This window comes from Streptomyces collinus Tu 365 (genome assembly GCF_000444875.1).
Lineage (GTDB): Bacteria > Actinomycetota > Actinomycetes > Streptomycetales > Streptomycetaceae > Streptomyces > Streptomyces collinus_A.
In genome coordinates this window covers 5,384,341-5,408,113 of sequence record NC_021985.1, presented here as the reverse complement: position 1 = coordinate 5,408,113, position 23,773 = coordinate 5,384,341, and the positions used below count along the sequence as shown (strand labels likewise).

26 protein-coding genes are annotated in these 23,773 nt (G+C 71.7%); 7 read left to right on the top strand and 19 right to left on the bottom strand.

Annotation, left to right across the window (positions count from 1 at the left end; genetic code table 11):
- Nucleotides 1-111: 111 nt before the first annotated feature.
- Genes B446_RS23670 through B446_RS23660 form a run of 3 tightly spaced genes read left to right on the top strand, consistent with a single transcriptional unit; the run spans nt 112 to nt 3,667 of the window.
- Nucleotides 112-636, top strand: coding sequence for a PadR family transcriptional regulator (locus B446_RS23670; RefSeq protein ID WP_020941957.1), 525 nt, complete (start codon nt 112-114; stop codon nt 634-636).
- Complete coding sequence (locus tag B446_RS23665; protein WP_020941956.1) at nt 633-1,322, top strand: ABC transporter ATP-binding protein; 690 nt, start codon at nt 633-635, stop codon at nt 1,320-1,322. The genes B446_RS23670 and B446_RS23665 overlap by 4 nt, the downstream gene beginning before the upstream one ends.
- Nucleotides 1,319-3,667, top strand: coding sequence for an ABC transporter permease (locus B446_RS23660; RefSeq protein WP_020941955.1), 2,349 nt, complete (start codon nt 1,319-1,321; stop codon nt 3,665-3,667). Before B446_RS23665 ends, B446_RS23660 begins: the two co-directional genes overlap by 4 nt.
- A 92-nt stretch (nt 3,668-3,759) precedes the next feature.
- Here the strand turns inward: B446_RS23660 and B446_RS23655 are convergent, their stop codons facing one another.
- A complete protein-coding gene (locus B446_RS23655; protein ID WP_043478973.1) occupies nt 3,760-4,707 on the bottom strand; it encodes a LysR substrate-binding domain-containing protein in 948 nt (315 codons plus the stop codon).
- Between the two features lie 140 nt (nt 4,708-4,847).
- Here B446_RS23655 and B446_RS23650 point away from each other — a divergent pair, with 140 nt between their 5' ends.
- Nucleotides 4,848-5,402 (top strand): peroxiredoxin, encoded by a 555-nt coding sequence (locus B446_RS23650; RefSeq protein ID WP_020941953.1) that lies wholly within the window; start codon nt 4,848-4,850, stop codon nt 5,400-5,402.
- A 3-nt stretch (nt 5,403-5,405) separates the two neighbouring features.
- Nucleotides 5,406-5,939 (top strand): alkyl hydroperoxide reductase, encoded by a 534-nt coding sequence (locus B446_RS23645; protein ID WP_020941952.1) that lies wholly within the window; start codon nt 5,406-5,408, stop codon nt 5,937-5,939.
- Nucleotides 5,940-5,969: 30 nt separating this feature from the next.
- Here B446_RS23645 and B446_RS23640 read toward each other — a convergent pair whose 3' ends face one another.
- The 5 genes from B446_RS23640 to B446_RS23620 all read right to left on the bottom strand — a co-directional run bounded on the left by B446_RS23640 (nt 5,970) and on the right by B446_RS23620 (nt 12,442).
- Nucleotides 5,970-7,295, bottom strand: a complete 1,326-nt coding sequence (locus B446_RS23640) for an AI-2E family transporter (protein ID WP_043476335.1) — start codon at nt 7,293-7,295, stop codon at nt 5,970-5,972.
- A gap of 137 nt (nt 7,296-7,432) precedes the next feature.
- Entirely contained in the window at nt 7,433-8,128 is a 696-nt protein-coding gene (locus B446_RS23635) for a transglycosylase SLT domain-containing protein (protein WP_234967542.1), read from the bottom strand.
- Between the two features lie 424 nt (nt 8,129-8,552).
- Nucleotides 8,553-9,878, bottom strand: coding sequence for a PhoH family protein (locus B446_RS23630; RefSeq protein WP_043476333.1), 1,326 nt, complete (start codon nt 9,876-9,878; stop codon nt 8,553-8,555).
- 383 nt (nt 9,879-10,261) lie between these two features.
- Entirely contained in the window at nt 10,262-11,035 is a 774-nt protein-coding gene (locus B446_RS23625; protein WP_020941948.1) for an isoprenyl transferase, read from the bottom strand.
- Between the two features lie 621 nt (nt 11,036-11,656).
- Nucleotides 11,657-12,442, bottom strand: a complete 786-nt coding sequence (locus B446_RS23620) for a class I SAM-dependent methyltransferase (RefSeq protein ID WP_020941947.1) — start codon at nt 12,440-12,442, stop codon at nt 11,657-11,659.
- A 51-nt stretch (nt 12,443-12,493) separates the two neighbouring features.
- Here B446_RS23620 and B446_RS23615 point away from each other — a divergent pair, with 51 nt between their 5' ends.
- Entirely contained in the window at nt 12,494-13,039 is a 546-nt protein-coding gene (locus B446_RS23615) for a DinB family protein (RefSeq protein ID WP_020941946.1), read from the top strand.
- Here B446_RS23615 and B446_RS23610 read toward each other — a convergent pair.
- On the bottom strand, nt 13,029-13,517 hold the full coding sequence (locus B446_RS23610) for a GNAT family N-acetyltransferase (RefSeq protein ID WP_052352359.1): 489 nt from the start codon (nt 13,515-13,517) through the stop codon (nt 13,029-13,031). The two genes, B446_RS23615 and B446_RS23610, sit on opposite strands and share 11 nt — an antisense overlap.
- Nucleotides 13,518-13,617: 100 nt before the next feature.
- Between B446_RS23610 and B446_RS23605 the strand changes: the two genes are divergently transcribed.
- Nucleotides 13,618-13,986: a DUF192 domain-containing protein gene (locus tag B446_RS23605; protein ID WP_020941944.1), complete on the top strand. Its 369-nt coding sequence runs from the start codon at nt 13,618-13,620 to the stop codon at nt 13,984-13,986.
- A gap of 21 nt (nt 13,987-14,007) precedes the next feature.
- On the opposite strand, the gene B446_RS23600 is transcribed toward B446_RS23605, so the two are convergent.
- The 12 genes from B446_RS23600 to B446_RS23545 form a co-directional block, all read right to left on the bottom strand.
- On the bottom strand, nt 14,008-14,628 hold the full coding sequence (locus B446_RS23600; RefSeq protein WP_020941943.1) for an OmpA family protein: 621 nt from the start codon (nt 14,626-14,628) through the stop codon (nt 14,008-14,010).
- Between the two features lie 7 nt (nt 14,629-14,635).
- Nucleotides 14,636-15,217 (bottom strand): hypothetical protein, encoded by a 582-nt coding sequence (locus B446_RS23595; RefSeq protein WP_020941942.1) that lies wholly within the window; start codon nt 15,215-15,217, stop codon nt 14,636-14,638.
- A gap of 13 nt (nt 15,218-15,230) precedes the next feature.
- A complete protein-coding gene (locus B446_RS23590) occupies nt 15,231-15,827 on the bottom strand; it encodes a pilus assembly protein TadG-related protein (RefSeq protein ID WP_162473335.1) in 597 nt (198 codons plus the stop codon).
- The gene (locus B446_RS23585) at nt 15,824-16,009 is read right to left on the bottom strand and encodes a Flp family type IVb pilin (protein WP_043476326.1); all 186 of its coding nucleotides are present in this window, start codon (nt 16,007-16,009) and stop codon (nt 15,824-15,826) included. Before B446_RS23585 ends, B446_RS23590 begins: the two co-directional genes overlap by 4 nt.
- Before the next feature lie 113 nt (nt 16,010-16,122).
- Nucleotides 16,123-16,932, bottom strand: coding sequence for a response regulator (locus B446_RS23580; protein WP_020941939.1), 810 nt, complete (start codon nt 16,930-16,932; stop codon nt 16,123-16,125).
- The gene (locus tag B446_RS23575) at nt 16,916-18,481 is read right to left on the bottom strand and encodes a sensor histidine kinase (protein ID WP_419184163.1); all 1,566 of its coding nucleotides are present in this window, start codon (nt 18,479-18,481) and stop codon (nt 16,916-16,918) included. Before B446_RS23575 ends, B446_RS23580 begins: the two co-directional genes overlap by 17 nt.
- A 7-nt stretch (nt 18,482-18,488) precedes the next feature.
- The gene (locus tag B446_RS23570) at nt 18,489-19,376 is read right to left on the bottom strand and encodes a DUF5936 domain-containing protein (protein WP_020941937.1); all 888 of its coding nucleotides are present in this window, start codon (nt 19,374-19,376) and stop codon (nt 18,489-18,491) included.
- A gap of 13 nt (nt 19,377-19,389) precedes the next feature.
- A complete protein-coding gene (locus B446_RS23565) occupies nt 19,390-20,334 on the bottom strand; it encodes a type II secretion system F family protein (RefSeq protein ID WP_020941936.1) in 945 nt (314 codons plus the stop codon).
- 8 nt (nt 20,335-20,342) lie between these two features.
- Nucleotides 20,343-21,680, bottom strand: a complete 1,338-nt coding sequence (locus B446_RS23560; protein WP_020941935.1) for a CpaF family protein — start codon at nt 21,678-21,680, stop codon at nt 20,343-20,345.
- Entirely contained in the window at nt 21,677-22,069 is a 393-nt protein-coding gene (locus B446_RS23555) for a TadE/TadG family type IV pilus assembly protein (protein ID WP_043478959.1), read from the bottom strand. The genes B446_RS23560 and B446_RS23555 overlap by 4 nt, the downstream gene beginning before the upstream one ends.
- 74 nt (nt 22,070-22,143) lie before the next feature.
- Entirely contained in the window at nt 22,144-22,527 is a 384-nt protein-coding gene (locus B446_RS23550) for a TadE/TadG family type IV pilus assembly protein (RefSeq protein ID WP_020941933.1), read from the bottom strand.
- A gap of 6 nt (nt 22,528-22,533) precedes the next feature.
- Entirely contained in the window at nt 22,534-23,766 is a 1,233-nt protein-coding gene (locus tag B446_RS23545; RefSeq protein WP_020941932.1) for an AAA family ATPase, read from the bottom strand.
- Nucleotides 23,767-23,773: the final 7 nt, after the last annotated feature.

Sequence of the window (23,773 nt, the reverse complement as noted above, 5' to 3'; positions counted from 1 at the left end):
CGCCCCCCACCTGCACCGTCGTACCGGCCGCACCCGCGGCGCGTACCAGCCGCGACGGGCTACACACTCCGCGTATACATGGTGCGTATACACCGTGTGTAGAGTGCTGCCATGTCCATCGGTCACACCCTCCTGGGACTCCTTGAGTCCGGCCCGCGACACGGTTACGACCTGAAGCGCGCCTTTGACGAGAAGTTCGGTCACGACCGGCCCCTGCACTACGGCCAGGTCTACTCGACGATGTCCCGGCTGCTGAAGAACGGGCTCGTCGAGGTCGACGGGATCGAGGCCGGTGGCGGCCCCGACCGCAAGCGGTACGCCATCACGGACGCCGGCGTCACCGACGTGGCGCGCTGGCTCGCGACCCCGGAGAAGCCGGAGGAGTACCTCCAGTCGACCCTGTACACCAAGGTCGTCCTCGCGCTGCTCACCCACCGGGACGCGGCCGACATCCTCGACACCCAGCGCGCCGAGCACCTGCGCAGCATGCGCATCCTGACGGACCGCAAGCGCAAGGGCGACCTCGCGGACCAGCTCGTCTGCGACCACGCCCTGTTCCACCTGGAGGCCGACCTGCGCTGGCTGGAACTGACCGCCGCCCGGCTGGACAGGCTCCGTGCGGAGGTGGCCCGATGACCCCTCCCCCCGGTTCCCTGCTCGTCGCCGAGGACCTGCGCAAGGCCTACGGCCCCACGCTCGCCCTGGACGGCGCCGGGTTCTCCATCCACCCCGGCGAGGTCGTCGCGGTCATGGGCCCCTCCGGGTCCGGCAAGTCGACGCTGCTGCACTGCCTCGCCGGGATCGTCCAGCCCGACTCGGGCTCGATCACCTACGCCGGCCGCGAGCTGGCCACCATGAGCGACGCCGAGCGCAGCGCCCTGCGGCGCAGCGACTTCGGCTTCGTCTTCCAGTTCGGCCAGCTCGTCCCCGAGCTGACCTGCGTGGAGAACGTGGCGCTCCCGCTGCGGCTGAACGGCACCTCCCGCAAGGCCGCCGAGAAGGCGGCGCTGGGCTGGATGGAGCGCCTGGAGGTCGACGACCTGAAGGGCAAGCGGCCCGGCGAGGTCTCCGGCGGCCAGGGACAGCGGGTCGCGGTGGCCCGCAGCCTGGTCACCGGGCCCCGGGTGCTGTTCGCCGACGAGCCCACCGGCGCGCTGGACTCCCTCAACGGCGAGCGGGTCATGGAACTGCTCACCGACGCGGCCCGCTCCACCGACGCCGCCGTCGTCCTCGTCACGCACGAGGCACGGGTCGCGGCCTACTCCGACCGCGAGATCGTCGTACGCGACGGCAGGTCCCGGGACATGGAGCGGGCCATATGAAGGTCCGCCAGTGGTCCAGGGACCTGGCCCTGGGGGCCCGGTTCGCCTTCACCGGCGGCCGCGAGGGCTGGGCCCGGGTGCTGCTCACGGCGATCGGCGTCGGACTCGGCGTCGCACTGCTGCTGCTGACGACCGCCCTGCCCAGCGCCCTCGCCGTCCGGCACGACCGCGACCAGGCCCGCCTGGACTACACCTACAGCCGGGAGCACACGGCCAAGGGCGACGACACCCTGGTGATCGCGGACGCCAACTCGACCTACCGCGGCGCCGACGTCCGCGGCCGCCTGGTGGAACCCGAGGGACCGCGCGCGCCGCTCGCCCCGGGCCTGACCCGCTACCCGGCGCCGGGCGACATGGTCGTCTCCCCCGCCCTGAAGCGGCTGCTCGACTCGTCCGACGGCAAACTGCTGCGCGACCGGCTGCCCTACCGGGTGGTCGGCACCATCGCCGAGCCCGGGCTCATCGGCTCGCACGAACTGGCCTACTACGCCGGCGCGAAGAACCTGGCGTCGCGCATCAACGGCTGGCAGACCGCCCGGATCACCGAGTTCGGCAACCCGAACGCGGTGCCCTCGCAGACCGACCCGGTGCTGATCCTGCTGGTGCTCGTCGTGTTCGTGGTGCTGCTGATGCCGGTCGCCGTGTTCATCGCCGCGGCCGTACGGTTCGGCGGCGAGCGGCGCGACCGCAGGCTGGCGGCGCTGCGGCTGGTCGGCTCCGACAGCCGGATGACCCGTCGGATCGCGGCGGGCGAGGCCCTCGCCGGATCGCTGGTCGGACTGGTCTTCGGCACCGTCTTCTTCCTGATCGGCCGGCAGCTCGCCGGCTCGGCGGAGATCCTCGGCGTCAGCGTCTTCCCGAGCTACCTCAACCCGACACCCGCGCTGGCCGCGCTGGTCGCGGTCACGGTCCCGGCGGCCGCGGTGCTGGTCACCCTGCTCGCCCTGCGCGGAGTGGTCATCGAACCGCTCGGCGTGGTCCGTACGGCCAAGCCCGCGAAGCGCCGGCTGTGGTGGCGGCTGCTGCTGCCGGTCGGCGGACTGGCCATGCTCGCCCCGATGATCGGCCAGGGCCGGTCGAACGGCGACTTCAACCAGTACCTGGTGATCGGCGGCGTGCTGCTGCTGCTCGTCGGCGTCACCGCGCTGCTGCCGTGGGTCGTCGAGGCCGTGGTGGGCCGGCTCGGCAAGGGCGGAGTCGCCTGGCAGCTCGCGGTGCGCAGGCTCCAGTTGAGCAGTGGCACGGCGGCCCGCCTGGTGAACGGCATCGCGGTGGCGGTGGCCGGCGCGATCGCCCTGCAGATGCTGTTCGCGGGCGTCGAGGGCGACTACACCAAGGTCACCGGACAGGACGTCGACCGCATCCAGATGGAGGTCCAGCTCCCCCGGGGCACCGCACTCGCCCCGGTCGGCCGGGACTTCACCGCTACCCGGGGCGTGCGCAAGGCCACCGCGCTGGGCAACCTCCAGATCGCCGACAGCACCTGGACCACCGGGGCCGGGCCGCACACCTCGTCGAGCGCGACCGTCGGCGACTGCGCCGCGCTGCGCGAGGTGGCGAAGCTGCCCTCCTGCCACGACGGCGACGTCTTCGTGGCCACGGGCGGCGACAGGCAGATGGACGCCGACACCAAGAAGCTCGCGGTGACGGGCCGCAGGCTCCACGTCGAGACGGGCAACGGCCTGACCCCGGGACGGGACCTGCTGTGGACGGTGCCGGGCGGCCTGAAGCAGGCACGCGCGGTCGACGGCCCGATCGGAAACATCGCGAGTGGCCTGCTGCTGACCCCGGCCGCCATGCCCGGACGGCTGACCGGTGCGATGAGCACCCGGGCGTACCTGACACTCGACGAGTCGGTGACCGACGCGCACGAGTACGTCCGCAACACGGCGGCCCGGGTGGACCCGCTGGCGGACGCGATGGACTGGTCGGCCACCGAGCAGTCGGACAAGTTCACCTCCATCCGCACCGGTCTGCTCGTGGGTGCCACCTGTGTGCTGGCGCTGATCGGCGCGAGCCTGCTGGTCTCCCAGCTGGAGCAGTTGCGCGAGCGCAGGAAGCTGCTGTCGGCGCTGGTCGCCTTCGGCACCCGCCGGCGCACGCTGAGCCTGTCGGTGCTGTGGCAGACCGCCATCCCGATCGCGCTCGGCCTGCTGCTCGCGGGGGTCGTGGGACTGACGCTCGGCGCGGTGCTGCTGAAGATGGTGGGCGCGACGGTGAGCGTCGACTGGCCGGGGGTGCTGACGATGACCGGCATCGGCGCGGCGGTCGTCCTCGCGGTCACCCTGCTCAGCATGCCTCCGTTGCTGCGCCTGATGCGCCCGGAGGGCCTGCGCACCGAGTAGCCCCGCCCCCGCCGAACAGCCGGACGGGCCCCTCCCGGCGGGAGGGGCCCGTCCGGCCGTCGTCGCTGCGGCCGCCGCCGTGAACCCGGTTCTCAGGCGCCGGTGCCGAGGAGCCGGACCGGCAGCGGGCGCATGGCCTCGCGCAGCGCCTCGGCGAGCTGCCCGTACTCCGCGCCGCGGGCGGCGCCGGTGCGCATGGCGAGGGCGATCCGGCGGCTCGGGGCGGGTTCGGCGAAGTACCCGGTGAGCAGCTGGCTGCTGCGGGTGGTCTCCACCTTGACGGCGGTGCGCGGGAGCAGGGTGCAGCCGAGGCCGCCCGCCACCAGCTGCACCAGGGTGGAGAGCCCGGCGGCGGTGGTGGTGACCGGGGCGTCCTCCCGCCCGGCCTCGCGGCAGATGTCCAGCGCCTGGTCGCGCAGGCAGTGACCCTCGTCCAGGAGCAGCAGGTTCAGCTCCTTCAGGGCTTCGCGCGGGATGCCCTCACGGCCGCCGAGCCAGTGGTCCAGCGGGGTGACGAGCACGAAGTCCTCGTCAAAAAGCGGGAGTTCGGTGACACCGGGGACACCGAGCGGGACGGCGAGCAGCAGCAGGTCGAGGCGGCCGGAGTTCAGGCCCTCGACGAGGCTCGCGGTCTGCTCCTCGTGCACCTGGAGGTCGAGGTGCGGATAGCGTTCGTGCACCAGCCGCAGCACGGTGGGCAGCAGGTAGGGCGCGACGGTCGGGATCACCCCGAGCCGCAGCGCACCGGTGAACGGCGCGCGGACCGCCTCGGCCTCCTCCAGCAGCGCCCCGACCTCGTCCAGCACGGCCTTGGCCCGCACCGCGAGCCGCTCGCCGGCGGGCGAGAGCAGTACCTTGCGCGTCGTACGCTCGAGGAGGGTCACACCCAGGGTCTCCTCCAGCGCGGAGACCGCGCCGGAGAGCGCGGGCTGGCTCATGCCGATCGCGGCGGCCGCGTCCCGGAAGTGCAGGTGCTCGGCCACGGCGGCGAAGGCGCGCAGCTGCGCGAGGCTCGGCTGCCTCCGCTTTGCGCTACTGATGGTCACTGATAGGTACCTCCGATCAACTCGACCGAGTGTAGCTATTTCACTAATCAATGCACCCTGTGCCAACATCGACAGCGTCCAACCCAATGGAAAAATCCCCCAAAAAGGGCGTTTCCTCGCTGCAAGGAGAGCAAGTGCTCACTGTCGGTGACAAGTTCCCCGAGTTCGAACTGACCGCCTGCGTCTCGCTGGAGAAGGGCAAGGAGTTCGAGACGATCAACCACAAGACCTACGAGGGCAAGTGGAAGATCGTGTTCGCCTGGCCCAAGGACTTCACCTTCGTGTGCCCGACCGAGATCGCCGCGTTCGGCAAGCTGAACGACGAGTTCGCCGACCGCGACGCCCAGGTCCTCGGCTTCTCCGGTGACTCCGAGTTCGTCCACCACGCCTGGCGCAAGGACCACGACGACCTGCGTGACCTGCCCTTCCCGATGATGGCCGACTCCAAGCACGAGCTGATGCGCGACCTGGGCATCGAGGGCGAGGACGGCTTCGCCAAGCGCGCCGTCTTCATCGTCGACCAGAACAACGAGATCCAGTTCACCATGGTGACCGCCGGCTCCGTCGGCCGTAACCCCAAGGAGGTCCTGCGGGTCCTGGACGCCCTGCAGACCGACGAGCTCTGCCCGTGCAACTGGAGCAAGGGCGACGAGACCCTCGACCCGGTCGCGCTGCTGGCCGGTGAGTGACCCATGTCGCTCGACTCGCTGAAGTCCCTCGTCCCGGACTACGCCAAGGACCTGAAGCTCAACCTGGGCTCGGTCATCGGCAACTCCGACCTGCCGGCGCAGCAGCTGTGGGGCACGGTGCTGGCGACCGCCATCGCCTCCCGCTCCCCGATCGTGCTGCGTGAGCTGGAGCCGGAGGCCAAGGCGAACCTGTCGCCCGAGGCCTACACCGCCGCCAAGGCCGCGGCCGCCGTCATGGCGATGAACAACGTCTTCTACCGCACCCGCCACCTGCTGTCGGACCATGAGTACGGCACCCTGCGCGCGGGCCTGCGGATGAACGTCATCGGCAACCCCGGTGTCGAGAAGGTCGACTTCGAGCTGTGGTCCTTCGCGGTCTCCGCGATCAACGGCTGCGGCATGTGCCTCGACTCGCACGAGCAGGTGCTGCGCAAGGCCGGCGTCGAGCGCGAGGTGGTCCAGGAGGCGTTCAAGATCGCTTCCGTGGTCCAGGCGGTCGGCGTCACCCTGGACGCCGAGGCCGTCCTCGCCGAGTAGTACTACGGCCGTGGTTCCCCGGGACCCCGCTCACACCTCGTGGGCGGGGTCCTGCGCGTTCTCCTCCGCGACGGCGACGGGGACCACCTCGTCGGCCGGCTCGGGCGGTGACTGCGGCTGCTGGGCCTCCAGCGAGTACTGCCGCAGATAGCCCACCACCGTGTTCGTCACCGCCACCAGCGGTACCGCCACCACCGCGCCGCCGATGCCGGCCACCATGCCGCCGGCCGCCACCGTGAGGACCACGGCCAGCGGGTGGACGCGGACCGCGCGGCCGAGGATGAACGGCTGCAGCACATGGCCCTCGATCTGCTGGACGGCGAGGACCACGACGAGCGTCATCACGGCCGTGAAGACACCCTGGGTCACCAGCGCCACGATCACCGCCAGCGCACCGGAGGCGACCGCGCCGACCAGGGGGATGAAGGAGAACAGGAAGATGAAGACGGCCAGCGGGACGGCCATCGGCACGTCGAGGAAGTAGATGCCGATGCCGATGAAGACGGCGTCGATCAGGGCGACCAGGACCGTGCCCCGGACGTAGGCCGTCAGGGTCCGCCAGGCGCGCGGGCCCGCCCCGGCCACGCCCGGCCGGGCCGCCGAGGGCACCAGCTTCAGGAACCACTGCCAGATGCGCTCGCCGTCGTAGAGCAGGAACAGCGTCGAGAAGAACACCAGCAGGATGCCGGTCAGCGCCTCGACGACGACCTGGACTCCCTCGAGACCCGCCGACGTTATCTGGTCGGTGTTGGCGCCGATGGCCTCGCGCAGGTTCTTGGCGATCTGGTTGATCTGCTTGTCGGTGACGTGGAAGGGGCTCTTCAGCAGCCAGTTGCGCAGGTCGTCGATGCCGTTCTGGATCTGGTTGGAGAGCGTGTCGATGTTCTCCATGACCTGCCAGGTCACGAACCAGCCCATCAGGCCGATGACGACGAAGCCGAGGATGGCGGTCAGCGCGGTGGCCGGACCGCGCGGCACCCCGCGCCGGGTGAGCCGGGCGACCGTCGGCTGGAGCAGCGCGGTGACCAGCAGGGCGATGACGAAGGCGAAGACCACCAGCTGCACGGCGCTGATGACCCGCATGAGGACCCACACGGTGCCGGCCAGGACCAGCAGCCGCCAGCCGGCCTCGGCGGCGACCCGCACACCCCAGGGCACCGCCTGGGCGGGGTCGGGGCGGGGGCCGGCCGGCGCGGCCGGCCGGGGTGCGGGCACCACCGGATCGGCGGTCCGGCGGGCGGGGGCCGGTGCCGGCCCCTCGTCCTGGTCCACCTCGGCGCGGCGCTCGTCAAGGCGCTCGCTCATCTCCGTCAGACCGGCACCGAGCCGGCCGAGCCACCCTGGCACTCGCGACATGCTTCGTCCTCTTCCCCCGCGTCCCGGGTGTACGCCACTCCTGCCCCGGGAGTCGTTCGCATACGACCGTACAACGCGAAAGCCCCTCCCCTTGGGACGGGGAGGGGCTTCGCGAGGTCGGGTTGCGACCGGGCGGCCTAGTACCAGTGGTTGGCCTGCCAGAACGACCAGGCCTGGCAAGGGCTGCCGTACCGGCTGTTCATGTAGTTGAGGCCCCACTTGATCTGCGTGGCCGGGTTGGTCTGCCAGTCGGCACCGACGGAGGACATCTTGGAGCCCGGCAGGGCCTGGAAGAGTCCGTAGGCGCCGGAGGAGGCGTTGACGGCACGGTAGTTCCAGCTGGACTCGTGGTCCACGATGTTGCTGAAGCACTGGAACTGGCCGGCGCCCACCATCTGGCTGGCCATCGCCTGGATCTGCGCGACGGTGTAGCTGCCCTGCACGGGGAAGCTGGAGGTGTCACGGGTGGAGCGGGTGGTTGCCGTGGCCTTCGCCGCGGCGCGCTCCTTCGCCTCCTTGGCGGCCTTCTGTGCGGCCTCCTTCTTGGCGATGGCGGTTTCGGCGGCTGCCTTGCGGGCGGCGGCCTCGGCATCCTTCTTGGCGCTCGCGTCCGCGGCGATGGCCTGCGCGTCGGCCTGCTGCGTCAGGGACGCGGTCTGGACCTGCGCCTGCTCACCTACGGGTATGTCCGCGAGGAGCGTGGTGTCGGCTGCCGTCGCCTCGGCGTCGTTGGGCTGCGCGGTGCTGCCCGAGGCAACACCGACGACGCTTCCGACAGCGGTGACCGCGGTGGCCGAGGCCACTGCCAGTCCCCGGACCGAAATCCGGCTCACACGGTTTCCTTCCAGCATCGCCCGCTTCGGTGACCCTGGCGGACGCAATCGTGCCCCCTGACACTGGCCTCCCAACTGCGGGGTCACGGGAGGCGCGGGCCCGGTGGGCAACTCCCCAGTGGGGAGCGCCGCATGGTGCTCGGGCGGCATACGACGACGCTATGGAGTTGAAGGCGGTGCCTCGGTGGTGCCGTACCGCTGGGGGTACAGGTGTGTCGTATGCGGGGCCTGACAGGAATGAGACTCTGCCGTAATCCGACGCCGGGTGGCAATTCTGTGTTGCGTGTGAAAGCTCACACCTCGTTTGCCGCCAGGGATTTCTGGAAACCACCACACGCGAAGGCGCCGCCCGGCTAGGCTCTTGGCCTTTGCCGGACGGCGCCAACGGACGTCACCCGTAGGTCAGATGGGTGTCACCGGCGTGTCAGATGTGTCCGTCCTCCAGCATTTCGGTCACAAGCGCCGCAATCTGGGACCTCTCGGAACGCGTCAGCGTGACGTGCGCGAAGAGGGGGTGCCCCTTCAGCTTCTCCACGACCGCGACCACCCCGTCGTAGCGCCCCACCCGCAGATTGTCCCGCTGTGCCACGTCATGGGTGAGGACGACACGGGAGTTCGCCCCGATCCGGGACAGAACGGTCAGCAGGACGTTGCGTTCCAGCGACTGGGCCTCGTCGACGATGACGAACGCGTCGTGCAGGGAGCGGCCCCGGATGTGGGTCAGCGGCAGGACCTCCAGCATGCCGCGCGCGGTGACCTCCTCGATGACCTCGCGGCTGGTGACCGCGGACAGCGTGTCGAAGACGGCCTGCGCCCAGGGGCTCATCTTCTCCGCCTCGGAACCCGGCAGATAGCCCAGTTCCTGCCCGCCCACCGCGTACAGCGGCCGGAAGACCATCACCTTCTGGTGCTGGCGGCGCTCCAGGACCGCCTCCAGGCCCGCGCAGAGCGCGAGCGCCGACTTGCCGGTGCCGGCCCGGCCGCCCATCGAGACGATGCCGACGTCCGGGTCGAGCAGCAGGTCGAGCGCGATGCGCTGCTCGGCGCTGCGGCCCTTGATGCCGAACGCCTCCCGGTCGCCGCGCACCAGGCGGACGCTGCCGTCGGCGGTGACCCGGCCGAGCGCCTTGCCGCGTTCGGACTGGATGGTCAGGCCGGTGTGCACGGGGAGGTCCGAGGCCTCCGGGACGTGCACGCGCCCCTCTTCGAAGAGGATGTCCACCTGCTCGCCGGGGAGCGTCAGTTCGGACATTCCGGTCCAGCCGGAGTTCTCCGTGATGGCGAGTTCGGCGCGGTACTCCTCGGCCAGCAGGCCGACGGAGGACGCCTTGATCCGCAGGGGCAGGTCCTTCGAGACGACGGTGACGTCGAACCCCTCCGCCTGCAGGTTGCGGGCCACCGCGAGGATGCGGGAGTCGTTGTCCCCCAGGCGGTAGCCGCTGGGCAGCACGCTGGGGTCCGAGTGGTTGAGCTCGACCCGGACGGTCCCGCCCAGCTCCCCGATCGGGATGGGGGCGTCGAGGCGGCCGTTCCGCACCCGGTAGTCGTCCAGCAGGCGCAGGGCCTGGCGGGCGAAGTAGCCGAGTTCGGGATGGTGCCGCTTGGCCTCCAGTTCCGTGACCACGACGATGGGGAGCACGACCTCGTGCTCGTCGAAGCGGGTCAGGGCGTTCGGGTCGGCCAGCAGGACGCTGGTGTCGAGAACATAGGTGCGCCGGTCTGGCATGCGGCGCTTTGCGCTGGTCACCACGGAAGGACGTACCCCCTCGGATGAGGTCGGGGAGCGACGAGACGGAAGCCGGGCCGGGAGAGCGGGAGCATCGCGACCGGTACCCGGCTCCCGCGCGAGGCGGGCCGGACACCGGGCCTCCGCGGCTGCTTCCGTGCGGTGAGCGCACGGTCGGGCTGGTGCAAAGGGCCTCCCGGGCGGGACGGCCCCGTGCCGCCCGCTGAGATCCGACACCCGTGGTTCGGGTGTCGACCTGCTTGGCTTATGCCCTCGAACATGCGCCACCATGCAGAAGCAGCCAACAGCGCGACGGTGAACTCGTCGTTACTTCCGCCCCAACCGGGGTATACGGCACGCCCCGCCGCACGGTCGGCGACGGGGCGTCCGGTGTGTCCGGGTGCGGCTCAGCCGCCGTAACGGCGGTGGCGGGCGGCGTAGTCGCGCAGCGCGCGCAGGAAGTCCACCTTGCGGAAGGCCGGCCAGAAGACCTCGCAGAAGTAGTACTCGGAGTGGGCCGTCTGCCAGAGCATGAATCCGGACAGCCGCTGCTCGCCGCTGGTGCGGATGACCAGGTCCGGGTCGGGCTGGGCGCCGGTGTAGAGGTGACGGCCGATCATGTCGACGTCGACGGAGTCGGCGAGGTCGTCCAGGGAGACGCCCTTGTCCCGGGCGTCCAGGAGCATGGAGCGCACGGCGTCGGCGATCTCCTGGCGGCCGCCGTAGCCGATGGCCACGTTGACCATTATTCCGTCGACGTGGGCGGTGGCCTCCTCGGCCTCCTTGAGGGTGCGCTGCATCCCCGCGGGCAGCAGGTCGGGGGTGCCGACGTGGTGCACCCGCCAGCGGCCGTCGGCGGCGAGGGTGCGTACGACGTCCTCGATGATGCCGAGCAGGGGGCCCAGTTCCTCCTGCGGGCGGTCGAAGTTGTCGGTGGACAGCAGCCACAGGGTGACGACCTCGACGTCGGTCTCGCTGCACCAGCCGAGGAACTCCTCGATCTTCTCGGCGCCGGCCCGGTGGCCGTGGACCGTGGTGGAGCCGGCGGCCTTGGCCCAGCGGCGGTTGCCGTCCATGATCACGCCGATGTGCTTGGGCACCTGAGCGTGGTCCAGGTGACCTTCCACCCGGCGTGCGTAGAGCCTGACGAGCAGGCCGCGCAGCTTGTCGCGCAGGTTCACGGTGAGCCCCTCCAGACGGCGCGGTTGTGGTCCCCGCAGGGCTTGAGGTTACTCCGGCGAGGCTCCGGGGCCTTCGCAGGGTGCGACCAGGAAGAAAAAACGGGCCGGTCCGTGGGGGGGAGACGGACCGGCCCGAGGGGGGGTTTCCACCATAACCCTTCGTGAGGGCCGGCGCGTGCATCGGCGTGCCACAACTACTCTCCGGAATCGGTCGGCGACGCCGGGATGTGCACGGAATGGTGCATTCAGGGGTGTCTCATGGCTGATTCACAGCGGATTCCCAGGCGATCCGGCCCCATAGCGAACGATCAAGAGGGTTTGGTCCGTCTTGGGGACGCCTCGGCGAGTTGTCCCGGGGTCCCTCCGACGGGCTACCCGGTGAGCGAACGGTGACTTGACGGTTCCGCCACCGGCTCCGGGGACGTCGCGGCACCGCGCAGCCCCCTCCACTGCGCGGTGCCGCCCGCGCGGTTTTGCTGGCGCGAATTACCTTGGCCTGAACCTACGTGACAGGTGAGGCGCCTGTGCATCGTCGCCGATAACGATGTGGATACCCTGAGGAGACTTCGGGTGAACCCCGGGTGAACCGGGCGGCGCCCGTCCCGGCGTCCTGGCGGCCCGTCAGCGGGTCGGTTTCCGGACGTCGAGGAGATGCCGGGCGCTGTGCGCCACGAAGGGGCCCTCCCGCTCGATCCGCTCGTGCAGCGCGCGCAGCCGCGGCGCGTACGCCTCAACCGTGAATCCGGGGACCATCCAGACCACCTTGCGCAGGAAGTGCACGACGGCGGCGATGTCGCGGAACTCCATCCGCAGCCGCTCCGCCCTCAGGTCCACCACCCGCAGACCGGCCGCCTGAGCCGCGGCCCGCTCGTCCTCCGGGTCGCGGGCGCCACGCACCTGCGCGGGCTGGGGTCCCAGGAAGAACTCGACCAGCTCGAACACACTGGCGGGCCCGACGTGCTGGGCGAAGTAGGTGCCGCCGGGCCGCAGCACCCGGGCGATCTCGTCCCAGTGGGGGCGCACCGGGTGCCGGCTGAGGACCAGGTCGAAGGCCGCGTCGGCGAACGGCAGCGGTTCGTCGTCGGTCGCGGCGACGACCACCACACCGCGCGGCCGCAGCAGGGCGGTGGCCTTCGCCACGTTCGGCGGCCAGCCCTCCGTGGCCGCGACCAGCGCCGGCCGGTCCGGCTCGGCCCGGCCCAGGGCGAAGTCCAGCACCTCGCCGCCCCCGGTCTGGACGTCGAGCGCGGCCTCGGCGCGGGCCAGCCGCTCCCCCGCCGACCGGGCGTACCCCCACGACGGCCGCGCCTCGGTGGCCCGCCCCTCGAACCAGGAGAAGTCCCATCCCTCGGTGGGCACCGCGGCCCCCTCGGCGACGAGGTCCGTGAAGGAACGCTGCTCTGCCATGTCCCCCATGGTCGCAGCCCGCTGTCACCGGGTCCTGCTAATTTCCGCCGCATGACGACCCCTGCCGCCGACGGCGCCGCTGGTGACACCCCTGACGAGAAGCACATCCTGCACACGAGTCTGGACCGGCACCGGGACGCCGTGCTCTGGAAGCTGGAGGGACTCGACGACGAGCAGCTGCGCCGGCCGATGACGCCGAGCGGCACCACCCTGCTCGGCCTGGTCAAGCACCTGGGCTCGGTCGAGTACGGCTGGTTCGTGGAGACCTTCGGACGCGAGGCGGAACCCCTGTGGTTCGACCCGTACCAGGGCGAGGACACGCGGATCGCCCCCGGCGAGAGCACGGAGCGGATCCTCGCCTTCTACGGCCGCGCCCGCGCCGCCGCCGACCGCACGATCACCGAACTGCCCCTGGACGCGCGGGGCCGGCCGGCCTGGCAGGACCGTTCCGTGTCGCTGCGCTGGACGCTGGTCCACATGATCGAGGAGACCGCGCGGCACACCGGCCACATGGACATCCTGCGCGAGCTGATCGACGGCGCGACCGGCGACCACCGTCCGGCCGTGGACCAGGTCACGGACCGGGCTACGGACTGACCGGTCCGGCCTCGGAGCCCGCGAGGACGAGCAGGACGTGCTCGTCCGCGCCGTGCCCGACCGTGCCCGCCCGCTCGAAGCCGTGCTTCTCCAGCAGGCGCACGGAGGCCGTGTTGCCGGCGAACGGGTCGGCGTACAGCGGCCGTACCCGGTCCAGCTCCAGGAAGAGGCCGAGCGCCCGGCCGCCGACGCCCCGGCCCCAGTACGGCCGCCCCAGCCAGTAGCCGACGAACCGCCGCTCGCCCTGCGTCCACGAGACGACGTGCCCGGCCGTCCGCCCGTCCGCGACGACGGTCCGCACCAGGCAGTCGGGATCGCCGAGCACCCGCTCCCGCCAGTGCCGCAGGAACGCCTCCCGCGGCCGGGGCGCGAACCGCGACCGCCGGACCGCCTCGGGGTCGTGCTCCTGGCCGAGGAAGACGGGCAGGTCGTCTTCCGTGACGACCCGCAGGCCGACGTCGGGGCGCTCGTCGCTCATGCCGTGCAGTGTGGCAGCGGCCACTGACAACGGCCCCCGGGCGCCCGCTCCTTTACACCCGGCGTGCCGTGGGTACGGTCCTCGCGGAGGTGCCGGAATCATGGCGCGATGGCGGGACGGTCACGGGAGTCTGCTGATCCATCCGGACGACGGCGGGGCCCCGCTCACCGTGCCCCTGGAGATCGCGGCCTCCTACCGGGCGCGCACCCGGGGCCTGTTGGGCCGCGACGAGGTCGAGGGGGCGCTGCTGCTCTCCCCCGCGGGCAGCGTGCACACCTTCGGCATGCGCATCCCCGTCGACGTGGCCTACCTCGACCGCCGGCTGACCGTCATCGCCGTGCGCACGATGCCGCCCGGCCGCCTGGGCCTGCCCCGGCTCCGCTCCCGCCACGTGCTGGAGGCGACCGCCGGGGCGATGGCGGGATGGGGGATGCGGGCGGGGGTCCGGGTGACGGTGGAGCCGGGCTGACCGGCGCTGCGATCCCGCGGCTCACTGACCGGTGCGCGGGAAGCTGACCTCCACCCGTCGGTTCTTCTTCCGGCCCTCTTCCGTCGAGTTGTCGGCGATCGGGTACTGCTCGCCGTAGCCCCGTACCTCGAAGGTGACGTCGGGGTCGTTCAGGTCCTGGTCGAGGACGGCCTGGACGGCGTTGGCGCGCTGCCTGGACAGGACGTCGCCGTGGGCGGAGGAGCCGAGGTTGTCGGTGAAGCCGAAGACGCGGACCTGGGTCGCGTTCTGCTTCTTGATCTCCTCGGCGATCGTCGCGATGCGCGCCTTCGCCTCGGCGCCGAGCTTGGCGCTGTCCTTGCCGAACAGCACCTCGGCCTGGAGGGCGAAGGTCACGTCCGCGTTGGTGTCCTCCCGGCGCTCGTCCCCGCTCTGGTCCTCCACGACCGACTTGATGTCCAGCACCTTGGGCTGCGCGAGGGTGGCGCCCTCGGGCAGCTTGAGGTCGGGGTCGGTGGGGTCGATCTTCACGGGCGCGGTGGCGGAGGGCTCCGTGCCCGGGGGCTCACTGGGTCCGCCGTCGGCCCGGGCGAGCGAGAGGTTGGTGAGGACGAGGAGGGTCGCGGTGGCGAGGGTGAGGGTGAGACGGGGAGTGGTGGTCACTTCGGCCTCACCCGGAGATCTGGATGGAGGCAGTGGGGAAGCCGGGCAGCTGGAAGTCGACTTCGGTCGTGGCGGCGGGCGGGGCGGGGAACTGCATGAAGACCTGGGTCTCCTCACCGGGCTTCAGCGACGTCAGTCCGGTTGTTGTGAGTGGTCGTCCATCTGTGTCACGCAGGACGTAGTAGCGCTTCTTCCCCTTGGAGTCGACGAGAGTGGCGCCGCCCAGAGAACTGCCGTTCCTGATGATCTCGGTCTCGTTTCCCCGCACGCTCGACGGGATGATCGCGGCGCTCCCGCTGTCGTTCTTCAGCGCGCCGTTCACGGTGACGAACCCGCCCGCGTCTCGCTGAGCCGAAGTGATCGAGAGAAGTAGGCCGCTGGGTCCCTTCAGCTCGGCCAACGGCTCGTCGGACTGACCTTCTTGAGCGCTGGGCTTGGACCCGTGGCTTTTCGTCGCGGAGGCTGACCCCTCCGGCTTCTTCCCGTCGTCGCCGCCACCGCCACAGCCAGCTACTCCGACGGCCAGGCAGGCCGCAGCGGTCAATGCGACCATCCCCCTGCGGGCCTTCGCAGTGAACTGAATGCTCATCGCTCCGCTTCCTTCATCCTTCGTCGTTCGTGGCCAAGTGGACGTCGAAAAGGTCATCCGGGCCCGGCAGACTGGCTCTGTCGTCCGGGTTCAGGTCCCAGTTCCTGTCCTTGCAGATGAGTTGGGGCAGCGCGCCTTTCCCGGCGTCTTCGCTCGGGGGCTCGCACAGCGGCTCGATCACGGCTTTTGCGGACTCGGTGGACTGGATGCTTTCCGTCCCCGGCACGACTGAGTCACCGACTGACTTGTTGGTCCGGACTGTCACCTCGTACTGCAGTGGACCAGGCTTGCAGGACCGCAGATCCGCGTCGTTCTCCGTGGCCAGTTGCGCCGCCCGGGCACAGTCGTCGCCGCTGTCCTTGCCCTCGAAGATGTCCTGCCACTTGGTGGGGTCGAGCAGGTCGGCGAGCCACTGGTCAGCGAGCCGGTCCCGCGTTTTCTGGGCCGCCGCGAGCGCCGCCGCGTCCGCTGCCGTCTGCGCTCCACTCCGATTCACCGCGGCCTGCCCGACAGCCAGGTAGGCGAACGCAAGAAAGAGCAGACCCGCCACCACCGTGATGTAGATGGGGAAGGCCTGCCCTGCGTCGCCGAACCGACGGCTAGGAATCAGGTGATCTCTTGGATCTTCGCCTGGATCTTGTCGAGGATCGTCTGACCGATGTCCGTACCCGTGATCGCCAGCACGATCGCCACCACCACAGCGATGATGCCCAGATACTCGACGGCCGTCTGGCCCTTGTCGTTGACCCGACGCTGCATGGCAACCAGCATCCTCAGCCACAGATCGCTCACGGTGCTCCCCTCCGACTTCGCTTCCGACCCCGGAACCGTAGGACCCGGTCCCCCACCCCCCAGAGGGCCCCAGGACCCATTCCCGGACCCAACGCCTCCCCCTGTCCGGCATCTCAGGCCACCCCCAGCCATTTCGCGGCCGCCTGGGACCTGGTGGTGCTCTGGAGCTTGGCGAAGATGCGGTTGATGTGGTTCTTGACCGTCTTCTCGCTGATGAAGCAGGTGGCGGCGATCTGCTGGTTGGTCATGCCGGACGCGATGAGGTCCATGATCTCCGCCTCTCTGCTGCTCAGTTGGAACCGTGACCGGAACGACTGTCCCACATCGGATTGCAGTTGCGAAAGGTTTTGGGGTGGAATTCCGCCTAAACTACCGGAGAGTTCACCACTGCCATGTGCAGATGCACTCGCCTGGATCTGCGGGATCAACGCCTTCGCCGCACCCGGCGTCACGTGCGGCCGGCCCTCCCGGACGTCGTGCACCGCCCTCACCAGCTGCTCCGCCGTGAACTCGCCGTGCACCAGATAGCCCCCCGCCCCCCGTCGCAGCGCCTCCCGCACCGTCTCCGTCTCGTGGCTGTAGGTGAGCATCATGACCGGGGCCAGCCGGACCAGGTGCGGCAATGCCGAGATTCCGTCGACGCCGGGCATGCGGACGTCGAGCAGGACGACGTCGGGCCGGTGGAGCAGCGCGGCCTCGTACGCCTCCCGGCCGTCCGCCGCCTCGGCGACCACCGTGGTGTCGGCACGGCCGGACAGCAGGGCCGTCAGGCCCGCGCGGACGACGGGGTTGTCGTCGGCCACCACCAGGCGCAGCGGGGCCGTGGCGGCCGGTGGCGGGAAGCCGTAGCCGTCGGAGTCCGGGCGGTCCGGGCTGTCCGGACCGCCCGGGAAGCCGGGGTCCGTCTCACGGGGTTGCCGCATCAGGGTTCTCCTCTCGGGAGTCCGCGGACCTGGACAGGACGGTCGGGCCGGCCGGGCCGGCCGGGGTGCCGGGTGCCGCCACCCGCAGGGGCAGGTCCACGCGGACCTCCGTGCCCCGCTCGTGCTCCCCCCGGCCGACGCGGATGCGCGCCCCGGCCGAGGCGGCCCGCTCGACCATGCCCAGCAGGCCGAAGTGACCCCCGTGGCGCAGCCGTTCCAGGGTGGTGTCCGGGGGCAGGCCGTCGCCGTCGTCGTGGACGGTCAGGCAGAGCTGGTCGCCGTGGACCCCGGCGGTCAGCTCGACACGGGTCGCCCGGGCGTGCCGGGAGACGTTCTCCAGTGCCTCGGCGGCGATGGCCAGCAGATGGCGGGCCGGGGCGGGGGCGACGAGCGGCAGGTGTGCGTCGCCGGTGCGGCGGCAGACGGCCGGCAGTCCGGTGCGCGCGGAGAAGTCGTCCGCCCGTGCGGTCAGTTCGGTCCAGACGTCCACCGGGCGGGCCGGGTCCTCCTCCCGCCGCAGGTCCTCCAGCAGGGCGCGGGACTCGGCCGCGGCCCTGCGGGCCGAGCGGGACACCAGGTCGGCCTGCTGCCGGACCCGGGCCGGGTCGGGGGCCTCGGCGGACGCGGTCGTGGCCAGGCCGTCGGCGGCGAGGGCGACCCCGTACAGGGTCTTGGCCACCGAGTCGTGCATCTCCCGGGCCAGGCGAGCCCGTTCGGCGTGCACCGCCTCGGTCGCCGCCAGCCGGGCCTGGACGGCCGTCAGCGCCTGGGTGGCCGCACCGAAGCGGAGCATCAGGCCGCGCAGGGTCGAGCCCATGGCTCCGGCGATGACGCACAGGCCGGGCAGGAGCAGGGACTCCGCCACGCCGGGCCGGCCGTCCGGCTTCAGGGTGGTGTGCACCAGGAGCAGGATCAGGGACTGCAGCGAGGCGAAGCAGGCCGCGCCCCGCCAGCTGTAGACCAGGCCCGCCAGCAGCGGGGTGCAGACGCTGACGTAGGCGAGGGTGGTGTCCGGGCCCGCCGAGACCAGCAGCAGCGAGGCGACGAGGGTGTCGGCCGCGAGCAGGGTGGGGTGGCGCAGGAGGAGGGGCCCGAAGCGTTCCCAGTCGCGGAACAGGACGTAGGACACCATGAAGGTGACGACGACCGCGCCGCCGACCAGACGGACGCCCAGTCCGGGGGCGGCGTTGAGCAGCGCGGCGGGGGCCGCGAGGACGATCATCGCGAGCCGGAAGCCGAAGACCTGACGGCACATCGCCTGCAGGGCGCGGAGCTGGAGCTTCTCGGAGGGCTCGGGGAGCACTCCGGCGGCCGCCTCCGTCACCGGCGGGACGGACCCGGCCGTCCCGTCCGGCCCCGGTGCCCGCCGCTCCCCCCGCCCCGGCCGCTCCCCCGGCCGTTCCGCCTGTCCGCGGCCCCGTCCCGGTAAGGCCGCCCGTGACCCGCGCAGGTGGGCGGCCGACGCGCGCCACGCGGCCCGCGCCGCGTCCCGCAGGGGGACCCGGAGGGACAGCCGCCGGCCCGGTCCGGTCGCTCCCATCGTCGTCATCGGGCGCTCACTTCCCCGTGAGCGAGCCGAAGTCCACGCCGGAGCCCAGCAGCAGACCGGCGCCCAGCAGGAGCATCGTGCCGGGGACCATGAACGTGGTGATCATCAAGGTGGCCTTGGGGACCGCGCGGGCGGCCTTGCGGCGGGCGTTCTGGGCGTCCGTGCGGCGCATGTCCTTGGCCAGCGCGACCAGGGTGTCCACGATGGGGGCGCCGAGCTCCTCCCCCTGCTGCAGCGCCGTCACGAACATCGCCACCTGCTCGGAGTCGTTGCGCCGGCGCAGTTCCGCGAAGGCCTGGCGGCGGCTCATGCCGAGGTCCATCTGGCGCAGGGTGATGCGCAGTTCGTCGGCCCAGGGGCCCTCGTAGCGCGTGGCGACCCGGTCCAGGGCCTGGCGGAAGCCGAGTCCCGCGCTGACCACCACCGCGAGCACGTCGAGGAAGTCGGGCAGGGTCCGTTCGATCACGTCCTTGCGGACGCGGATCGCCGACCAGATGCCGACCTCCGTCCAGAACGCCCCGAACAGGAGCAGCAGCAGGGCCACGAACCACTGGCCGCGCAGCAGGAAGACGAGGAAGCCGACGCCGCCGAGCGCCCCGTACACCGCGCGCCGGGCCGCGTACCGGTCGATGGTCAGGCCGCCGGGGTTGCCCGCGAGGTCGATCCGGCGCCGGTACCTGGCCACGAGGCGCGGGCCCATCAGCCGCAGCACGGCGGGGGCGTACCGCATGCCCATGCGGTCGATCACCGAGTCCACGGCGCCGGTGCGGGTGGCGCCGACCTCGAGGGCGATCGCCAGGTCGCCGGGGAGTTTCGCGTCCGCGCGGTACATCCGGACGCCGGCGAAGGCGCCCCAGACGCCGAGGCCCGTCAGCAGGGCGAGCAGGAATGCCATCGGTGCAGCCTCCTCACACGTCGATCCGGCTCATCCGGCGGATGAGCACGAAGCCGACGGCGTACAGGGCGAACGCGATGACCACGCAGGCCTGGCCGACGGGTGAGCCGGTCATGCGTTCCAGGGCGCCGTCCTTGACCCCGTTCATGAGGAACAGGGCGCCGATGCCGAGGACGGGCACGGCGTACGACGTCATGGTCACCTGGGACAGCTGGGTGCGGACCTCACGCCGGGTCTCCTTGCGCTCCTCCAGGGTCTCGGTGAGGTTGCGGAGCGCGCCGACCACCTGGCCGCCGGCCCGGTTGGAGAGGACCAGGGTGGTGACGAGCACGACGAGTTCGCGGGACGGCAGCCGTTCCGCGAGTTCGCCGAGCGCGTCGTCCATGGAGTGGCCGATGGCGAGCTGGTCGGCGACCTTGGCCAGTTCCTCGCCGGCGGGTGCCTCCAGCTCCTCGGCCGCCATGCCGATCGCGGTGCGCAGGGCCAGGCCGGCCTGGGTGGCGTTGGCCAGGATGCGGGCCAGTTCGGGGAGTTGGTTGATGAAGCGCTCGATGCGTTTCTGCCGCTGCCAGTTGAGGAACTGGACGGACGCCCAGATGCCGAGCAGGCCGGCGAGCGGGCCGAAGAAGGGGGCCAGGGTGGCCTGGCCGATCAGCCACAGCGCGGCCACCGCGGCGAGCATGTAGACGAAGAACTCGCCCGGGGTGACGTCAAGGCCGGTGGCCGCCAGTCGCAGTTCCAGCTTCCGGCCGAGCGCCGTACGGCGCAGCCGGCGGTCCAGGTCGCTGAAGCGGCGCCGGCGGCCGCCGCCCGGGACGGTGCCGGTGTGCGAGAGGCGGTCGATCAGCGCGGCCCGCTGGGCCCGGCCCGAGGCGTAGACGTGCACACCGACGACCGCCAGGACGCAGGTCAGCAGCGCGACACCGGTGGTCAGCCGGACGAGGTCGTGGAGTTCCATGGGGTGGCCTACCTGGCTTCTCGGGTGGCGAGCTGGTCCGCGGTGCGGGCGACACCGAACGCCTGCGGGACGGGCTGCCCCGCCATGTACAGGCGGTCGGCGGTCCGGCGTGGGAGCGGGAAGTACTCGAAGGTGCCGTACACCCGGCCGTCGTGGGTCAGCGGCTGGGCGAGGAAGCGGGCCACCGTCACCAGCCGGTACGGCTCCCCGCCGTGGCTGTCGAGCACGGCGATCTCGGTGATCCGGCGGGCGCCGTCGGCGAACCGGGTGAGCTGCACGAGGACGTCGACGGCGCTGTTGATCTGGTCGTGCAGGGCGACGAAGGGCACCTCGACGTCGGACATGGAGGCCAGGGTCTGGAGCCGGGTGAGGGCGTCCTCGGCGCTGTTGGCGTGGACGGTGGCGAGCGAGCCGTCGTGGCCCGTGGACATGGCCTGCAGCATGTCGAGGGACTCGCCGCCGCGGACCTCGCCGACCACGATGCGGTCGGGCCGCATGCGCAGCGAGTTGCGCACCAGGTCGCGGATGGTGACCTGGCCCTTGCCCTCCACGTTGGGCGGCCGTGACTCCAGCCGGACCACGTGGGTCTGCTGGAGCTGGAGTTCGGCGGAGTCCTCGATGGTGATGATGCGCTCGTGCGCGGGGATGAGCCCGGAGAGCGCGTTGAGCAGGGTCGTCTTGCCGGTGCCGGTGGCCCCCGAGACGATGATGTTGAACTTGGCCTGCACGAGACCGGCCAGCAGGAACACCATCCGCTCGTCGAGCGAGCCGAAGCCGATCAGCTCCTGGAGGGTGAAGGAGCGCGGGAAGCGGCGGATGGTGAGGGTGGGGCCGGTCAGTGACAGCGGCGGGATGATGACGTTGACGCGCTCGCCGGAGGGCAGGCGGGCGTCGACCATCGGGTTCGACTCGTCGACGCGCCGGTTGACGGTCGACACGATCCGCTCGATGGTCTGCATGAGCTGGTCGGCGGAGACGAAACGCAGCGGCAACTGCTCGACGCGGCCACCGCGTTCGACGAAGATCGCGTCGGGTCCGTTGACCATGATCTCGGTGATCGAGGCGTCCTCGAGCAGCGGTTCCAGGATGCCGAGGCCCAGGGCCTCGTCCACCACGCGGCGGATGAGCTGGGAGCGTTCGACGGTGGAGAGCACCGGGCCCTCGCGGCTGATGATGTGCCCGAGGACCCGCTCCAGGCGCGCGCGGCGCTCGGCGGCGGCCAGGGAGCTCATCTCGGCGAGGTCGATCTCCTCCAGCAGCTTGGCCCGGTAGGAGGCGACCAGATGCCCGTCCTCGCCCCGGCTGCCGTGGTCCTCGGGGGTGCTGATGCGTGCCCGCAGGCTCATGGGTTCGCTGCTCCTCCGTGGTCACGGGGCATGGTGGCTTGTTTCCGGACCGGGTCGAAGGACCAGCCGGGGACGATCTGGGGCACGGAGACGGTGGCGGTGACGGTGACCGAGTCGTCCCCTCCCCCGCTCGGGCCGCACGTCACGTGGAGCCCCCCGCTGACGGCCTGCGCGCACGCCCCCTGGGGGGACTGCCCCAGGGAGGCCGCGCGCGCTCCGGCCCGGGCCGCCGTGCCGGCCTGCTCGGCCGCGTAGGCGACGGCCCCGATCTGGAAGCCGGCCAGTCCGACGATCAGCAGGACCGGGATGAACCCGAGGTACTCGATGGCGACCTGGCCCGCGTCGCGTCGCGCGCGCCGGTACGGCTTCCCGGCCGGCGTCGCGGGCACCTCGCCGGTCGGCCTCTCGGCCGACTTCCCGGCCGGGGTTCCGATCGGTGTCCCGGCCGGTGTCTCGCGCGGCCTCACTCCTTCACCTCCTCCACGGTGCCGGCGTGGCCGTGCACCGTGACGGGGAAGTCGATCGAGCCGGGGAACAGGACGGGTACCTTGAGGCCGACGTCGGCCGTCACATAGCCGCTAGGGCTGCACTTCACCTTCGCTCCCCCCTTCCACGCCCCCGACAGGTGCTTGAGCGCGGCCGCCTCGCACGCGGCCTGCCGTGCGCCGCCGCGGGGCGCGGCCGTCCCCGCCCGTGCGCCCTCGTCCGCAGCATTCCCCGCGAGCGTGTAGGCGTACCCCACCAGCACGCACTGCCACATGAGCACCAGGGTCAGCACGATCAGGGGTGTCATCCCGAGGAGTTCGATGCTGACCTGCCCCCGGTCGTCCCCGCGCGGGCGTCTCATCGGCCGCTACTCCTTCCGCCGCCGGAAGCCGACCGCGCCGCGGCCCCCGCTCCGGTGCGCGCCCTCGGCCGCCTTGACCAGCCCCAGCTCGCCGGCCAGCGCCCACAGGGCCTGTTTCACCGTGCTCCGGCTGTCCAGTTCGTGCAGCCGTCCCGCGTCGACGACGCCCTGGAGTTCCTTGAAGTTGGCGGGCACGGCGGTGCGGGCCACCGCGGTGCCGGTGATCCGCTGCACCAGCGCCGGCTGGATCTCGGTGGCGCGGGAGTGGCGGTTGACGATCACCGTCGTCTCCTCGGCCTTGCGGATCTGCAGCCGGTCCCACATGCGCACGGTCCGTTTGGCGGCGCGTACGGCGACCACGTCCGGGGTGGTCACCAGCAGGGCGGTGTCGGCCATCTCGACGGCCGCCGCGCTCGCACCGCCGAGCTGGGCGCCGCAGTCGACCACGACCACCTCGTACCGCGAGCGCAGGGCGCTGACGACCTGGCGGGCGGCGCGGTCGGTGACCTCCTCGCCGCGCTCGCCCTCGGCGGGGGCGAGGAGCAGGGTGAGGCCGGTGTCGTGCCGGAAGACGGCGTCGGCGAGGACCCGGTGCGAGATGTCGGTGATGGTGGCGAGGTCGACGACCGAGCGGCGGAACTGGACGTCCAGGTAGGAGGCGACGTCGCCGGTCTGGAGGTCGAGGTCGACCAGGGCGGTGGCGCGGCCGGAGGCCTGGGCGGCGAGCGCGAGCTGGACGGCCGTGACGGTGGCGCCGACGCCGCCCTTGGCGCCGCTGACCGTGACGACCGTGCCGCCGGCCCCGCCGAGCACGTCGGCGCCGTGCCCGAGGTGGCGCCGTACGCCGGTGGACCACTGGGCGACCGCCTGGACCCGGCTGGCGAGTTCCTCGTACGACAGCGGGAGCGAGACCAGGCCGCGGGCGCCGGAGTCCATGGCGGCGGCGAACAGGCCGGGGCTCGCGTCGGTGGTGACGAGGATGACGCCGACGGCCGGGAAGCGCAGCGCGACCTCGCGGATCAGCTCCAGCGCCGGGACCGGGCCGATCCGCTCGTGCACGACGACCACCTCGGGCAGTTCGTCCACCGACTCGGCGGCGGACCGGGCGAGGGTGTCGACGAGCTGGGTGGAGTCACCTACGGGCGGCTGCGGTTCGGCGTCGGGCAGCTGGCTGAGCAGGGTGGTGAGGGAGCGGACGGCGTCCGGGTCCGCGCCGGCCGGGAGGATCCTGGTGGGCATGGCCGCC

What these genes read in the sequence shown, in the direction of transcription:
- B446_RS23670 (WP_020941957.1), top strand. Translation starts at nt 112, where the DNA reads ATGTCCATCGGTCACACCCTCCTGGGACTCCTTGAGTCCGGCCCGCGA.
- B446_RS23665 (WP_020941956.1), top strand. Translation starts at nt 633, where the DNA reads ATGACCCCTCCCCCCGGTTCCCTGCTCGTCGCCGAGGACCTGCGCAAG.
- B446_RS23660 (WP_020941955.1), top strand. Translation starts at nt 1,319, where the DNA reads ATGAAGGTCCGCCAGTGGTCCAGGGACCTGGCCCTGGGGGCCCGGTTC.
- B446_RS23645 (WP_020941952.1), top strand. Translation starts at nt 5,406, where the DNA reads ATGTCGCTCGACTCGCTGAAGTCCCTCGTCCCGGACTACGCCAAGGAC.
- B446_RS23640 (WP_043476335.1), bottom strand. Translation starts at nt 7,295, where the DNA reads ATGTCGCGAGTGCCAGGGTGGCTCGGCCGGCTCGGTGCCGGTCTGACG.
- B446_RS23620 (WP_020941947.1), bottom strand. Translation starts at nt 12,442, where the DNA reads ATGGCAGAGCAGCGTTCCTTCACGGACCTCGTCGCCGAGGGGGCCGCG.
- B446_RS23615 (WP_020941946.1), top strand. Translation starts at nt 12,494, where the DNA reads ATGACGACCCCTGCCGCCGACGGCGCCGCTGGTGACACCCCTGACGAG.
- B446_RS23610 (WP_052352359.1), bottom strand. Translation starts at nt 13,517, where the DNA reads ATGAGCGACGAGCGCCCCGACGTCGGCCTGCGGGTCGTCACGGAAGAC.
- B446_RS23605 (WP_020941944.1), top strand. Translation starts at nt 13,618, where the DNA reads ATGGCGCGATGGCGGGACGGTCACGGGAGTCTGCTGATCCATCCGGAC.
- B446_RS23595 (WP_020941942.1), bottom strand. Translation starts at nt 15,217, where the DNA reads ATGAGCATTCAGTTCACTGCGAAGGCCCGCAGGGGGATGGTCGCATTG.
- B446_RS23580 (WP_020941939.1), bottom strand. Translation starts at nt 16,932, where the DNA reads ATGCGGCAACCCCGTGAGACGGACCCCGGCTTCCCGGGCGGTCCGGAC.
- B446_RS23575 (WP_419184163.1), bottom strand. Translation starts at nt 18,481, where the DNA reads ATGACGACGATGGGAGCGACCGGACCGGGCCGGCGGCTGTCCCTCCGG.
- B446_RS23570 (WP_020941937.1), bottom strand. Translation starts at nt 19,376, where the DNA reads ATGGCATTCCTGCTCGCCCTGCTGACGGGCCTCGGCGTCTGGGGCGCC.
- B446_RS23565 (WP_020941936.1), bottom strand. Translation starts at nt 20,334, where the DNA reads ATGGAACTCCACGACCTCGTCCGGCTGACCACCGGTGTCGCGCTGCTG.
- B446_RS23560 (WP_020941935.1), bottom strand. Translation starts at nt 21,680, where the DNA reads ATGAGCCTGCGGGCACGCATCAGCACCCCCGAGGACCACGGCAGCCGG.
- B446_RS23550 (WP_020941933.1), bottom strand. Translation starts at nt 22,527, where the DNA reads ATGAGACGCCCGCGCGGGGACGACCGGGGGCAGGTCAGCATCGAACTC.
- B446_RS23545 (WP_020941932.1), bottom strand. Translation starts at nt 23,766, where the DNA reads ATGCCCACCAGGATCCTCCCGGCCGGCGCGGACCCGGACGCCGTCCGC.